This is a genomic window from Spirosoma spitsbergense DSM 19989, from assembly GCF_000374085.1.
GTDB classification, from domain to species: domain Bacteria; phylum Bacteroidota; class Bacteroidia; order Cytophagales; family Spirosomataceae; genus Spirosoma; species Spirosoma spitsbergense.
The window spans coordinates 41,463-54,532 of sequence record NZ_KB893549.1; the positions used below are offsets into that span (position 1 = coordinate 41,463).

Here is a 13,070-nt window from a genome sequence, read left to right on the forward strand (position 1 = left end):
GTGTTGATACAGGAAGTATAGGCTACCGTTCCAACACGGTACAATCTGTATGGAATACGGCAGGACTCTACCGTATTTATAACAACTGGGCCCTGTAGTGGTTATTATTAGTAATGAAAGCAGTCTGTTACCACTAAGCAGACATACGCTCCCTTACTACGAATACTACGTTCATGCCTAACCTACTGAAACGATTCTACAAGGGATTATTCGCCGATTCAATTCCGCTACCGATGCCCACTAATACGACTAATACTCCTGAAAAACCTGCCAGTGAGACCGAAGGATTCTTTGCCAACGCCAAAGTTATATTGAGCGACTCATTCAGCGGTTTCATGGATGACCGCTGCCTGAAGATGAGTGCGGCCCTGGCCTATTATACTATCTTTTCACTGGCCCCGCTGCTGGTGCTGATTATGTCGCTGGCCAGTCTTTTTCTGGGTGAAGAAGCCATTCGTGGTGAGCTTTTTGGCCAGCTAAGCGGACTGCTGGGAAATGAAGCGGCCGGACAGATTCAGACCATGATCAAGAATATGGAATTGTCCGGCAAAACGACGTCTGCCCTGGCCATTGGCGTCGTTACCCTGCTGCTTGGTGCTACCACTATTTTTATTGAGATTCAGGATTCGGTAAACCAGATATGGCGGGTGAAAGCCAAACCAAAACGGGGATGGCTCAAGCTGCTAAAAGACCGGCTACGGTCATCTTCTCTGGTTGTCAGCCTTGGTTTTTTACTGTTGGTGTCGCTGGTTATCAACGGTATTGTGCTGGCCCTGAGTGAGCAGATAAACCGGTTATTGCCCGGATTAGGCGTTTATATTATTAGTGCTATCAATTTTGCGATCAGCACGGCTGTTGTTACGGTACTGTTTGCCGTAATATTCAAAGTACTGCCCGATGCGAAAATTGCCTGGAAAGATGTGCGCTGGGGTGCCATTTTTACAGCCTTACTTTTTATGCTTGGCCGCTATCTGATCGGGTTATATATCGAGACCACCGGCACTGAATCGACGTATGGAGCGGCTGGTTCGCTCATCGTTATTTTGACCTGGATATACTACATTTCGGCCATTCTGTATTTTGGGGCCGAGTTCACACAGGCATATGCCAATAATGTTGGTGCCCGGATTGAACCGGCCGACCACGCTGTGTACATAGAACGAACCGAGCGGGAACGCGAAGTATCCGTAATTCCTACACAAAAGAAAGCAGCGGAAGCCAGCAAATAAGTCTCTGCTGGCTTCCGCGCGCTGCCTAAGCAGCCACTTTTCTGGTCATCAGGGGTAACGGCGTAATACCTTCCGGTTTGTATTGGGCAATGAGGGAGCAAAGGTGCTCAACCGTCAGGGTAGGAACGAGCACTTCGTCGGGTAGAGTCATGCCAAATAATGTTTCCAGGTGCGCCACAACTTCCATAAACTCCCATTCATTGAGTCCAAGGTCCCGTTGTAGTTGCTCACCGGGCGCTATATCGGCACTTTTCAGGGTAAATGTACGATTGAGAAAATGGCGGAGGTGGGTGTAAACGATTTGCATGATAGTAGCATTTTTCAATGATGCATGTTTTATTCGTATTACGATGATTGTCGGTCGTGTTTTAAATCCTGCTTCCCTGTTTTTGTTATTTTGTATTTCTTAAGGGGGTAAAAACACAGTTTCTGGAAATCGTAATTCCTTTGTAAATACATACGTCAACAACGTTCAATCTGTTGCAGTTCTCAATTAAAATAGAATTAAACTACTTTTTTGCTTAATAGTTAAGTCAAGTTATTCAATAAGTAGTTTTCCTTATATCCGTTGATGGGGAAGGTTGGCAGAAACAAAAATAATTTCAGTAGAAACCTTCAGCCATTCCCCCATGAATATGGCGTGGAAACAGGTTGATGATTTGGCTGAAGGGCTTTTTTACAGGCTTGCGAACGAACATATCCCGAGCCGCAACAGCAGGCAAAGATTGCGCTGCCGGCGCGGTACTTTCCGTGCTGTTACGGCTCGATCAACGGTTTTCCTGACGTTTCGGCGACCCACTCCTGACCGGTGTAGCTCCTGTCCACTTCCGGCGGGTAATCCGTTTAGATACGTTAGCCTGGCATTCTGCGGTTGTTATAGCCGACTGTTGCCTGGGTTCCACCATTTCTTCATTAGGTAACGTACGCAAACGGGTACTTTCTATCCGTCTTTTAGTTCGAATAATTACTCACAACCGCTCTTCAAACAGCTTTAGAATCCGTTTGTATTCGTCCATCCAGCTAGTGGGTTCTACGAAGCCGTGGTCTTCGAGGGGGTAGGCGGCTGCTTCCCAGTTTTCTTTCCGAAGTTCAATTAATCGCTGAATGAGCCGGACGGTGTCCTGGTAGTGGACATTCACATCCACCATGCCGTGACAGATGAGCAGGTAGTTCTTTAACCCTTCGGCAAAGTAAATCGGTGATGACCGGTTGTAAGACAGGGAATCCAGTTGCGGTTCATTCAGGATGTTGGCGGTGTAGGGGTGGTTATAAGCGGCCCAGTCCGTTACGGGCCGGAGGGCGGCCCCAGCCTTGAACACATCAGGTGTGGTGAACATAGCCATCAGGGTAATGAAGCCGCCGTACGAGCCCCCATATACGCCAATCCGTTTGGCATCGACTCCCTGCGTCTGTACCAGCCATCTGGCGGCATCGACGTGATCTTCCAGGTCTTTGCCGCCCATAAACCGGTAGATACCCGTGCGCCAGTCGCGGCCGTAGCCCGCACTGGCCCGGTAGTCAATGTCGAGCACGGTATAGCCCTTATCGACCAGCAGGTTATTGAACATGTATTCGCGGAAATACTGGCTCCACCACTTATGGGCGTTCTGCAAATACCCCGCACCATGCACGAATACTACGGCTTTGCCCGTGGCACCCGTGGCTGGTTTGTACAAACGGGCGTAAATGGGCTGGCCATCGCGGGCGGGGATGGTAACCAGCGTTGGCTCGCGCCAGGGGTAGCTTTTAAACTGGTCCGTTTGGGAATCCGTCAGTTTAAGAGCCGGAGAACTGGCCGACTGCTGCGTTTTACCGGACTGTTTTCCGGTCGCGGATAACGGCTCACTGACGTACAACTCCCAGGGCTGGGTAGTGGATGAGTAGCGGATGGCCATTCGGGTCTCGTCGGGCGAGAGGGTTACATCGTTAGCACCCGTCATGCTGGTGAGCCGGGTACGGAGCGGTCCGTCGTTACGGCCACCGGTGACGGCCATTTTGTAGTAATGCTGCTCGCCGGGGTGAACTTCGTTGGTTTGCAGATAGAAATGCGTTTTGTCCTTCGATAACAGCACTTCCTGCACCTCGAATTTACCCGATGTCAGTTGCTTCTTTTCGCCCGGATTCAGGACATTGATGGTGTAGATGTGTGAGTAGCCCGAAGCTTCCGACTGAAACCAGAGGGTGTGGTTGTCGGCCAGAAAATTCATGTTGCCCATCGAGTTAGCCGAACCAATCCCCGGTCCGCCCACCCACGCATCGTCGTGCTGCCGGTCGAGGAGGGTAAGTTTCTGACTTTCAGGCTCCAATCGTGCAATCCAGCGGTCTTTGTTGTCCAGCGACCGCACCACAACCACGCACAATTTGCCATCCTCAGACCAGAGGGGGCCGTTGATGACCACCGCCCGCATTTTTTTCGTCGTGTCCGCTTTGGCTTTTTTACTGGTATCCGGTTTGAGGTATGTCATTTTGTCGGCAATACCCGGCAGGCCTTTTACCGATACGGCCCGAACGGTATCCTTTGTCCGGTCATACACAAAAAACTCCTGTGTCGATGCGGGAGCACCCACTTTGGTGCGGGCCGTCAGTTGTTCCGTAAAACCCGATTCGGTCACGTAGGTAGGAACCTGCGCCGTTTTGGCATCGGCAGCCCGCTTGCTGAGTCGGTAGGTCACAAACCGCCCATCCGGGCTGAGTTGCGGATTGGAAAGTTGTTTGTCGTCGAGGTAAATTTCCTTCGGCCGGTCGGGGCGGTTGGCCTTGGTGATGCGCTCGCCTTCGTCCTTTTTTTCTTTCCGCTCCTTCAGCACGGTCGATAGTCGTACCTGATCTTTTTTGAGAAACTTATCCTGGTCGGTGAGTTTGGGTTCGGCTTTTTTGGTGCCGGTATGGAAATCAGTGAGCTGCGTCAGTTCGCCGGTGATCAGGTCGATACTGAACAGATTCGTCCCGCTACCCCCGCGCCGGAATACGACCCGCTGCTCATCGCCCGAGAAAACGGGGTCGGTTTCAGCCTCCACCGTGTTGGTCAGTTGCCGGACCTTACCCGATTTCAGGTCGATCAAGAACAAATCATCATCCCGTTCAAACAGGCGCTTTGTGTAGGTTTTGTTATAGCCTGATGTGGGGGGCGATGGCAGGTTCCGGCGTTCGGCGGGCGTAACTTTTAGTGGCTTCGACGCGGTGAGTTGTTTGCCTTTCACCGGCCGGGTGAACGTTACTTTATAGAGGGAGTCGCTTTTGGCCCGATCGGGATTCCAGTTGAAGTAGAGCGTCTGCGAATCATCGGACCAGAATGGGCTGGAGGGGGAAGTGCCGACCGCTAGTTTGGGGTCCTGCATAATGGACTCGACAGTGAGTTGTGGACGAGCTATCGGATTCGTCGGTTTAGGGGCAGGCTGCGCCAGAACAGAGGCCGTCAATAAGGCCAGTGGCCAGCAGAAAACTGATTTCATTGATGAGTGATGAGAATGAATAATGGAAGGCCTGAAATTAGGAAGAAAAGGTCGAAACGCTTACTTTTCGGTATGAAATCCCCCATCAATCCGGTAATTGAGCCTATTGTCCGGGAGTTTAAAGCCACGCTGCAAACTCTGTACGGCGACTGTCTGCGCGATGTTGTTCTGTATGGTTCCTATGCCCGTGGTGACTATGATGAGGAGTCGGACATCGACCTAATGGTCTTGCTAAACGACGATAAGGTGAATACCTACGCAGAGATACGCAGAATTGCCGAAGTGGAAACAGCATTTTTGTTAAAATTTGGACTTGTTATTTCCCCTTTCCCCGTAGCCTATAAAAAGTACAGTGTGTCGTATCGAGGAGTGTATCAGGAGGCTCGCAAGGATGGATTAATTGTATGAAGGAACAAATAAAGCGTTTTGTTGAACGTGCCGAAGATGCACTGGGCGATGCCCGTCATTTGTATCAGAATGAACGGGTACTGGCAGTAGCCAACAGGGCCTATTATACTGTCTTTTACTGCGTTTGTGCATTGCTGGCCTCGGAAGGAATTTACCCGGATAAGCATCAGACAGCACGGGCAAAGTTCAGTGAGTTCTTTATAGAAAATGCTCGTTTCGACGTGCAGGCCAGTAAAATTGTAGGAAATAGTTTTGCTGCCCGTCAGGCTGCTGATTATGACCTGGATGCTTTCATAAGTGATGCCGAAGCCCGGTTACTACTTGATGATGCTAAAACCTTTTACGACCTTACGCTGACTTATTTTGCCCAAAATCCGGTAGCCTGACCTTGCACGGCTACCGGATTTTGGTACCTTGCTTCGTTAAAATCCTGTACTGAAATTATGCAATACGTTATACATGCATACGACCATACCGGTCCTGATGCACTTGACCGGCGGATGGCTGCCCGCCCGGCCCACCTGGCCTATGTAGCCCGGTTAAAAGAAAAAGGACAATTCCTGCTGGGGGGTTCCCTTCTCGACCCCGATGGAAAAATGATGGGTTCCATGCTCATGCTCGACATGGAAACCGAAGACCAGCTGAACGAGTACCTCCGGTCTGACCCCTACATTGTGCAGGGAGTATGGGATAAAATAGATGTAAAACCTTTTCGTCAGGCGCAGGTGTAAAGCAGTCAGTTAGTGGGTCAGTTGATACCGTTATCCGTGAGGACTGACCCACTAACCCGCTAATCAATTAGCCAACCAGATTTTGATACAAGCTGCAATATTTGATATGGACGGACTGCTGGTGGACTCAGAACCCCACTGGCGGGCCATGGAACGCGAGGTGTTTGCCACCGTTGGGCTATACCTGACCGACGACGAATGCAAACAGACCACCGGCATGCCCATACCGGAAGTGATTCGTTACTGGTATGCCCGCGCTCCCTGGGTCGATATGCCGGAGCGCAGCCACCAGGCCCTTGCCGAAGCCATTACCGAAGGCGTTCATCTGCGCATTGCTCAACTGGCCGAACCCATGCCCGGGGCACTGGAGGCACTCGCGTTTTTTGCCAGTCAGGGTATCCCAACCGCTATTGCGTCGGCCTCACCCATGAGTTTGATCGACGTTGTGGTCGATCGGCTGGGTATTCGGGATTTGCTGACGCTCTGGCACTCCGCTACGCTGGAAGCCCGCAACAAACCCGCTCCGGATGTGTACCTGGGAACGGCCCGGCAACTCGGCGTGTTACCGGCAAACTGTCTGGCCTTCGAAGATTCCGGGAGTGGCCTGCGGTCGGCTTATGACGCAGGGATGCAAACCGTAGCTGTACCGGCTGCTTTTGAATATAATGACCCTAAATTTGCTATTGCCGATCTGATTTTGCCGTCGCTAAAGGCACTCACGGCAGACATTATTGCTACGTTGCCACTGTCATAATTACATTCCTAAACCGTAAGAGGTGCCTGAGCACCCACAAATCACCTACTATGCGTATTTACCAGCTCGATGCCTTTACCGACCATTTATTCGCCGGTAATCCGGCTGCCGTTGTACCCCTGACCGACTGGTTGCCCGATGAACTGATGCAGCAGATTGCCGCCGAAAATAATCTGGCCGAAACGGCTTTTTACGTCAGGACAGCGGAAGAAAATCACTACCACATCCGCTGGTTTACGCCTACGGTAGAGGTAGACCTGTGTGGTCATGCGACTCTGGCTACCGGCCACGTTATTTTCTTTCTGAAAAAGCCCGCAACGGAAGGGGAGGAGGCAAGCCAAACGGATGTAATCTATTTCGACTCCCGCAGTGGCCGGTTGAAAGTATGCCGGGGTGAAGATGGCTGGCTGACCCTCGACTTCCCCGCCGATGCGTTGCAGATCGCTACCTTGCAGCCGCCTGCCCTGCTGGCCAGTCTGCATGAAAAACCGCTGGCCGTGTTTAAAGGGAAAACAGACTATTTAGTCGTTTATGAATCGCAGGAACAGATCGAAGCGCTGAATCCTGATTTTCGGGAAATGAGTTCTATTCCTGCCCGGGGTATTATCGTTACCGCTCCGGGAAAGGCAGAAATGAGTGATGGATTGGAACCCGTTGATTTTGTCTCGCGGTTTTTTGGCCCACAGTCGGGTGTTGATGAAGACCCCGTGACCGGATCGGCTCATACGACACTGGTGCCCTATTGGGCGGAGAAACTTGGCAAAAAGGAACTTACCGCCCGTCAGCTTTCCCGGCGGGGAGGATTTCTTCGGTGTAAACTGAATGACGATGGCACAAATCCAGCCCGCGTCGATATATCGGGTCAGGTAAAACTCTACCTGACGGGCGAGATTACGGTGTAGGCCGGTTCCGGCTTCTGATAAGCACTTGTTACCGGCACCCAAATGTGAGGCTGCCCCAGTAGCTGTGCCAGTCGGCTTCGGCGGGGTTATTGTGCGGTATCATCCTGACCGCGCTCACCATATTGGCACCGGCCCGTAGGGTGAACCGGACGGTACCCTGCGCATTGGAACGCTGTTTTTCTTCGGTTACGTGGTTAGCCGCATCCCGGTTCCAGTACCGTACCAACGCCCCTGCCAGCGGTTTACCGTCAAATAAGATACGGAACGCTGCCGTTTGGCCGGGGTGCTGACCATAAGGGTTTTTGGTGGGACTGATTTCCAGCATCAGGCCCGTATTTTTGGCGAAGGTATCGTCGAATTTGTTGTCTACCTGCACCAGTGTTTTTACACAACGCTGATACACTTCCCGACTGGGTTTATCCGTGTTGCCCTGTTTTTTTCTCGCTTCTATCACGTTATCCAAACCGTCTTCTTCCAGGTAAAGCAGGAAACTGTCTGGTTTCATGGCCAGAAACTTGGGCGTGTTGGCAAAGCTGATGAGGTGCGTGCCGGGTGTTTTGAGCCGAACGGTCACATCACCGTACGAATCGCCCAGGAGGGTAGGTGAGAGCTCTTCGGTACCCGTAGCGGTGTAGTGGCGGTACTGAGTCAGCCGATTTTTTTTGCCTTCCGACCGTTCGCCGGTGAAGTTTTCCCCGACCAGTATCTGCACCCGAATCGACTCGCCGACACGGGCATAAAACTGCGTTGGCTCCAGCCAGAACTCATGCCCGAAGGCTACGCTGACCAGGATACTCAATCCTGTAATCAATGAACGTTTTTTCATGAATTTTATTTGTAATGAATCTAAACAGCTGTACCTTTGCCGGTATAACTCGACGTACCCATGACGACTGATTTTGATAACCTAATAACGGTTTCGTTCGGAAATGACGGTAAATCCCTGATTCAGAACAACCCTTTTGCCAGTCAGGCGTGTATCCTGAAAAAGTGCTGCAAGAAGTATAAAAAGGGGAAGCGGTGCAAGAAATGCCCGGATTGATTACCCTTAATTCGGGCTCAACCGCCATCTTTACCCGATGGAAATTCAGTACCAGTTTTACCATACGCTTCCGCTGGAACCTCAGTTAACGGCCCTGCTAAACCTGCTGACTGATGTGTTCGACAATGAATCCCCGTCCGATTTGCGGGCAAAACTCATTAACCGGCAACGCCAGACGGGCATATATACCGGATTAGCATTGAGCGACGGCGTTGTGGTAGGTTGCAAACTGGGTTACGAACGCAGACCGGGCCACTTTTATAGCTGGCTGGGCTGTGTTGCCCCGGCCTTTCGCGGAAACGGTATTGCTGCCGAACTGATGCGTCGGCAACACGAGTGGTGCCGCCGGCATAACTACCAAACCGTTCGGACGCAGACCTACAATCAATGGCGTTCGATGTTGATCCTCAATCTCAGAGCGGGTTTCGATATTATTGGTACCATGCAGGGGAAACACGGTCTGACCATTGTACTGGAGAAAACCTTCTGAAGGAACCCATTACCCTGCTACGTTGTCAATACGACACATGCATCTTTACCTGCACATCCCTTTTTGCAAACAGGCCTGCCACTACTGCGATTTTCACTTCAGCACCAGTATGGGCCAGAAATCTGCCCTGGTCGATGCCCTCTGTACAGAAATGAAGCTCCAGAAAGCGTATCTGCCAACGCCTGAGTTACAGACGATTTATCTGGGTGGCGGTACGCCTTCTTTATTGACGGAACGGGAACTGGAACAGCTTTTTACGGCCATTCACACGCAGTTTACGGTAGACTCCACGGCTGAAATCACCCTCGAAGCGAACCCGGACGACCTCACCGCCGATAAACTCCGGTTGCTGCGCCGATACGTCAATCGCCTGAGTATCGGGATTCAGACGTTCGATGAAGCCACGCTGCGCTGGATGAACCGGGCGCACACGGCCACCGAAGCCGAAGCCTGCGTCGGGCTGGCGCGGGAAGCGGGATTTGAGAACATGAGCGTCGATCTGATTTATGGACTTCCCAACCGCGACGCATCACGCTGGCACTACGACCTGGAGAAAATCATTGCGCTCAACGTACCCCACCTATCGGCCTACGCCCTCACGATTGAACCCGATACGGCATTTGGACGATGGCAGCAGAAAGGGAAACTTCCGCCCGTCGATGAAGAACTGGCCGCCGGTCAGTTTGAGGAGTTGACCAGGTTGCTGACGGGTACGGGTGGTGCCGGCAAAGCATCGTCCGGTTATGAACACTACGAAATCTCGAACTTTGCGCGTCCTGGTCAGTACGCCCGGCATAATACCGCCTATTGGCAGCGAAAACCGTATCTGGGCATCGGCCCCAGTGCCCACTCGTACAACGGCCACTCCCGGCAATACAATATTGCCAATAATACACGTTATATCGCTGCTATCCGGCAGGGTAGGGTACCCGCCGAAATGGAGGTGCTGACCACTGCCGACCAGGTGAATGAGTACCTGCTGACGGGCCTCAGAACCCAGTGGGGTTGCTCCCTCGCCGAACTGACTACGCTGTTGGGTGCCGACTTTGCCCGGCAACAGGAAAGCGACCTGGCAACCCTGTACGCATCGGGCTGGCTCGTGTGCGATGGGGACCAACTTCGGCTGACGAACGCCGGAAAACTTTTCGCCGACCGGGTAGCGGCTACCCTGTTTGTTGGGTAAGCTACGGGTTTCGTGTACCGTCGTGCCTCGTTTTTTTGGGGATTTTTCGGGTTATATGGGCTGATAATCGGTTTTAACCGGTGCTTACTATTATTTTCGCGGAATGCTCTTACGTTTATGAACCCTCAGCGACCCGTTAATAAATTTCGTACCAATACTCCTCAGCAACCCCGCCCGAAGGTATCCCGGTCTTTTACCGAGCGGGGTCCGAACGAACAGCGGCCCCCGGCTAAGTCCGATCCGTCACGCTGGCAGCAGATGCGTCGTTTCATCCGGAACAGGCCCATACTGGAACAGGTATACCGGTTTTGCATCAGGGTTTTTCTATGGTTGTTCTTCGGTTCGCTGGGGTACGTCATTGCGCTGAAGTACGTGCCGGTTTTCGTAACGCCCCTCGTCGTTTCGCGCTGGCTGGATACGTTCGGTACCGATGAAAATAGCCACGTGTATAAAAAATGGCGGTCGTACGAGGCTATCAGTAAAGAAGCGGCCCTGGCGGTGGTAGCCTCCGAAGATCAGGATTTCCCCCGGCACTGGGGGTTCGACTTCGATGAAATTCAGGATGCTATCAAGGAAAATAAAACGCGCAAACGGGTGCGCGGGGCCAGTACTATTTCGCAGCAGGTTGCCAAAAACGTGTTTCTGTGGAATGGTCGCAGTTACCTTCGGAAAGGGCTGGAAGTATATTTTACGGTGCTGATCGAGTTTATCTGGGGTAAAGAGCGCATTCTGGAAGTGTACCTCAACGTAGCCGAAACGGGGCCGATGACGTTTGGGGTCGAAGCTGCCTCGCAGCGATACTACGGCCACCCGGCGGCCACCCTCTCGCGGACGGAAGCCGCCCGGATAGCCGCCGTACTCCCTAACCCGCGCCTGTTCTCGATCAAAAACCCATCGAATTACATCCAACGAAGAACCGCCCAGATTTCCCGGCAAATGCGGTATCTGGGCGGTCAGAAGTACATCAGGAATCTTTAACGGGAGGGGACTACTTCTCCTCCACCAAACTCGGCGTCATCCACCGCTGGGCTACGTTCAGGGTGTAGTCTACAAAGGCTCTTGCCGTCCGTTCGTACACCTCATGGCCGATAAAATGGCCCTGTTCGTCCAGGTTATCGGCTGTTTCGTGCGACTCGTACAACTTGGGCGATATGATGGAGTAGCTGTTGGTGAAACTGATGATTTTGTTGACGACCGTCGTCATATCCAGTGCGGGCTGCCGACCACCGCGCCCGTTAGAAATACCCACCATCGCAAAAACCTTGTTGTCGAACAGGTGCTTAAATACAGGTCCCCCCAATTGGTGAATCGCATTGGTGGCCTGCGGGGGGGCGGTCCAGTTGTATTCAGGCATCGCGAAAAAGACCAGATCGGCCGATTCCCAGGTGTTTATCAGTTCTTCCTGAAAGGGGGTAAGTGCCTCTTTCCGTACTGAACCCTGACCAACCAGGGGCATATCATAGTCCTCAAACGTTACGACAGAAACCTCATGCCGGGCATCGCTATGCTGGGTGCCTTCAGTCAGGATGAGCCGGAGGTAATTGACAAAACGCAGCGAATTGCTGTTTTTGCGCGATGAAGTGGAAATTAGGGCAATTCTCATTTGTTAGGTTGATTCAATTTACTGACAAAACCCCGTCGTTTGGGCTTTAGTTTCCGACCGTAAACAGGTCTGTTATCCGCTACTTCAACGCCTGCGCCAGATCATCGAGTAAGTCCTCCGCGTGCTCCAGCCCTACTGAAATGCGCAGCAGGTTTTTAGGGGTAGTTGAATGGGGCCCTTCCGAACTGGCCCGGTGTTCGATCAGGCTCTCTACGCCCCCCAAACTGGTGGCCCGCGTAAACAGGGTAAGTTTACCAATAAACCGAATCGCTTCCTCAGCCCCCCCTTTCACCTGAACGGACAACATGGCACCGGGGCCGTTCATCTGTTGCTGAACCAGATCGTAATGCTGATGCGTGGGCAGGCCCGGATAATGCACTTGCTCCACGGCTGGGTGGTCGGCCAGGAAATTGGCAATGGTCTGGGCCGTCAGGCTTTGGGCGCGTACCCGCACGCCCAGCGTTTTAATACCCCGGCTTACCAGCCAGCAATCGAATGGGGAAGGCACCGCGCCGGATAGCCCTTGCAATTGCCGCACCCGCTGAGTAAATTCGTTGTCGTGTTTGAAAATCAGGGCCCCGCCCAACACATCACTATGTCCGCTCAGGTATTTGGTGGTCGAGTGCATCACCACGTCGCAGTTCAGGTCAAGCGGGCGTTGCAGAACGGGTGTGGCCCAGGTGTTGTCGCACACGCAGATAGCACCGGCCTCGTGCGCCATCTGACTGACCAGGAGTAAATCCGTGATTTGTAATAAGGGGTTAGACGGTGTTTCGCACCAGACAACCCGCGTGTTTTCGTGAATAGAAGCCTTGACCGCGTCGAGGTCGCTCATGTCTACCCGCGTATAAGTAAGGCCCCAGGGGTGAAATACCTGTTCCAGCAGGGCGGGGGTACCGTAGTAAGCGTCAGTGGACAGTAACACATGGTCGCCGGGCGAAAGGGCCTGAAACAGCGTCATGGTGGCCGCCTGACCCGACCCGAACGCTATGCCGGTGGCTCCGCCTTCCAGCATAGCCAACGCTCTTTCCAGGGCTTCACGCGTGGGGTTGTTGGGACGGGTATAAAGAAAGTCGGCCGGTAATTCATTGGCTTCGTTACGGGCATACGTCGTTGACAGGTAGAGGGGGGGCACAACCGACCCGGTTACGGAGTCGGGCTGATGGGTGGCACGGAGGGCGAGGGTATCGAAGTTCATAGGGGGTAAGAACCAGTAACTGGCTCATTTTTTGTTCGTCCTGGTTTATGGTTTCTATTGGTAATACGGTAATGATTG

Annotated in this window: 15 protein-coding genes; 10 read left to right on the forward strand and 5 right to left on the reverse strand. The window is 52.6% G+C overall.

The window, feature by feature from the left end:
• Positions 1-233: 233 nt before the first annotated feature.
• A complete protein-coding gene (locus B157_RS0117065; RefSeq protein ID WP_041952155.1) occupies positions 234-1,229 on the forward strand; it encodes a YihY/virulence factor BrkB family protein in 996 nt (331 codons plus the stop codon).
• A gap of 25 nt (positions 1,230-1,254) precedes the next feature.
• Here B157_RS0117065 and B157_RS0117070 read toward each other — a convergent pair whose 3' ends face one another.
• Both B157_RS0117070 and B157_RS0117075 read right to left on the reverse strand, forming a co-directional pair.
• A complete protein-coding gene (locus B157_RS0117070; protein WP_020604525.1) occupies positions 1,255-1,536 on the reverse strand; it encodes an acyl carrier protein in 282 nt (93 codons plus the stop codon).
• 661 nt (positions 1,537-2,197) lie between these two features.
• Positions 2,198-4,681, reverse strand: coding sequence for a prolyl oligopeptidase family serine peptidase (locus B157_RS0117075; protein ID WP_026308760.1), 2,484 nt, complete (start codon positions 4,679-4,681; stop codon positions 2,198-2,200).
• Positions 4,682-4,753: 72 nt separating this feature from the next.
• On the opposite strand from B157_RS0117075, the gene B157_RS0117080 reads away from it, so the two are divergent.
• The 5 genes from B157_RS0117080 to B157_RS0117100 all read left to right on the forward strand — a co-directional run bounded on the left by B157_RS0117080 (position 4,754) and on the right by B157_RS0117100 (position 7,476).
• A complete protein-coding gene (locus B157_RS0117080) occupies positions 4,754-5,089 on the forward strand; it encodes a nucleotidyltransferase domain-containing protein (protein WP_041952156.1) in 336 nt (111 codons plus the stop codon).
• Complete coding sequence (locus tag B157_RS0117085; RefSeq protein ID WP_020604528.1) at positions 5,086-5,475, forward strand: HEPN domain-containing protein; 390 nt, start codon at positions 5,086-5,088, stop codon at positions 5,473-5,475. The genes B157_RS0117080 and B157_RS0117085 overlap by 4 nt, the downstream gene beginning before the upstream one ends.
• 57 nt (positions 5,476-5,532) lie before the next feature.
• Entirely contained in the window at positions 5,533-5,820 is a 288-nt protein-coding gene (locus B157_RS0117090; RefSeq protein ID WP_020604529.1) for a YciI family protein, read from the forward strand.
• 82 nt (positions 5,821-5,902) lie between these two features.
• Positions 5,903-6,574, forward strand: a complete 672-nt coding sequence (gene hxpB, locus B157_RS0117095; protein WP_026308761.1) for a hexitol phosphatase HxpB — start codon at positions 5,903-5,905, stop codon at positions 6,572-6,574.
• Positions 6,575-6,624: 50 nt separating this feature from the next.
• Positions 6,625-7,476, forward strand: a complete 852-nt coding sequence (locus tag B157_RS0117100; protein WP_020604531.1) for a PhzF family phenazine biosynthesis protein — start codon at positions 6,625-6,627, stop codon at positions 7,474-7,476.
• Positions 7,477-7,504: 28 nt separating this feature from the next.
• Here B157_RS0117100 and B157_RS0117105 read toward each other — a convergent pair whose 3' ends face one another.
• Positions 7,505-8,302 carry a DUF4198 domain-containing protein gene (locus B157_RS0117105; RefSeq protein ID WP_020604532.1) on the reverse strand — a complete coding sequence of 266 codons (798 nt, stop codon included), beginning with the start codon at positions 8,300-8,302 and terminating at the stop codon, positions 7,505-7,507.
• Positions 8,303-8,362: 60 nt separating this feature from the next.
• On the opposite strand from B157_RS0117105, the gene B157_RS39035 reads away from it, so the two are divergent.
• The 4 genes from B157_RS39035 to mtgA all read left to right on the forward strand — a co-directional run bounded on the left by B157_RS39035 (position 8,363) and on the right by mtgA (position 11,169).
• On the forward strand, positions 8,363-8,518 hold the full coding sequence (locus B157_RS39035; protein ID WP_020604533.1) for a hypothetical protein: 156 nt from the start codon (positions 8,363-8,365) through the stop codon (positions 8,516-8,518).
• 37 nt (positions 8,519-8,555) lie between these two features.
• Positions 8,556-9,008 (forward strand): GNAT family N-acetyltransferase, encoded by a 453-nt coding sequence (locus B157_RS0117115; protein WP_020604534.1) that lies wholly within the window; start codon positions 8,556-8,558, stop codon positions 9,006-9,008.
• Positions 9,009-9,045: 37 nt separating this feature from the next.
• Complete coding sequence (gene hemW, locus B157_RS0117120) at positions 9,046-10,191, forward strand: radical SAM family heme chaperone HemW (protein ID WP_020604535.1); 1,146 nt, start codon at positions 9,046-9,048, stop codon at positions 10,189-10,191.
• 117 nt (positions 10,192-10,308) lie between these two features.
• Positions 10,309-11,169: a monofunctional biosynthetic peptidoglycan transglycosylase gene (gene mtgA / locus B157_RS0117125; RefSeq protein ID WP_026308762.1), complete on the forward strand. Its 861-nt coding sequence runs from the start codon at positions 10,309-10,311 to the stop codon at positions 11,167-11,169.
• A gap of 10 nt (positions 11,170-11,179) precedes the next feature.
• On the opposite strand, the gene B157_RS0117130 is transcribed toward mtgA, so the two are convergent.
• On the reverse strand, positions 11,180-11,794 hold the full coding sequence (locus B157_RS0117130; RefSeq protein WP_020604537.1) for an NAD(P)H-dependent oxidoreductase: 615 nt from the start codon (positions 11,792-11,794) through the stop codon (positions 11,180-11,182).
• A 79-nt stretch (positions 11,795-11,873) separates the two neighbouring features.
• Positions 11,874-12,992 (reverse strand): trans-sulfuration enzyme family protein, encoded by a 1,119-nt coding sequence (locus B157_RS0117135; RefSeq protein ID WP_020604538.1) that lies wholly within the window; start codon positions 12,990-12,992, stop codon positions 11,874-11,876.
• Between the last annotated feature and the right edge of the window lie 78 nt (positions 12,993-13,070).

What these genes read in the sequence shown, in the direction of transcription:
- B157_RS0117115 (WP_020604534.1), top strand. Translation starts at nt 8,556, where the DNA reads ATGGAAATTCAGTACCAGTTTTACCATACGCTTCCGCTGGAACCTCAG.
- B157_RS0117080 (WP_041952156.1), top strand. Translation starts at nt 4,754, where the DNA reads ATGAAATCCCCCATCAATCCGGTAATTGAGCCTATTGTCCGGGAGTTT.
- B157_RS0117100 (WP_020604531.1), top strand. Translation starts at nt 6,625, where the DNA reads ATGCGTATTTACCAGCTCGATGCCTTTACCGACCATTTATTCGCCGGT.
- B157_RS0117135 (WP_020604538.1), bottom strand. Translation starts at nt 12,992, where the DNA reads ATGAACTTCGATACCCTCGCCCTCCGTGCCACCCATCAGCCCGACTCC.
- B157_RS39035 (WP_020604533.1), top strand. Translation starts at nt 8,363, where the DNA reads ATGACGACTGATTTTGATAACCTAATAACGGTTTCGTTCGGAAATGAC.
- hemW (WP_020604535.1), top strand. Translation starts at nt 9,046, where the DNA reads ATGCATCTTTACCTGCACATCCCTTTTTGCAAACAGGCCTGCCACTAC.
- B157_RS0117090 (WP_020604529.1), top strand. Translation starts at nt 5,533, where the DNA reads ATGCAATACGTTATACATGCATACGACCATACCGGTCCTGATGCACTT.
- B157_RS0117130 (WP_020604537.1), bottom strand. Translation starts at nt 11,794, where the DNA reads ATGAGAATTGCCCTAATTTCCACTTCATCGCGCAAAAACAGCAATTCG.
- B157_RS0117105 (WP_020604532.1), bottom strand. Translation starts at nt 8,302, where the DNA reads ATGAAAAAACGTTCATTGATTACAGGATTGAGTATCCTGGTCAGCGTA.
- B157_RS0117070 (WP_020604525.1), bottom strand. Translation starts at nt 1,536, where the DNA reads ATGCAAATCGTTTACACCCACCTCCGCCATTTTCTCAATCGTACATTT.
- mtgA (WP_026308762.1), top strand. Translation starts at nt 10,309, where the DNA reads ATGAACCCTCAGCGACCCGTTAATAAATTTCGTACCAATACTCCTCAG.
- B157_RS0117085 (WP_020604528.1), top strand. Translation starts at nt 5,086, where the DNA reads ATGAAGGAACAAATAAAGCGTTTTGTTGAACGTGCCGAAGATGCACTG.
- B157_RS0117065 (WP_041952155.1), top strand. Translation starts at nt 234, where the DNA reads ATGCCCACTAATACGACTAATACTCCTGAAAAACCTGCCAGTGAGACC.
- B157_RS0117075 (WP_026308760.1), bottom strand. Translation starts at nt 4,681, where the DNA reads ATGAAATCAGTTTTCTGCTGGCCACTGGCCTTATTGACGGCCTCTGTT.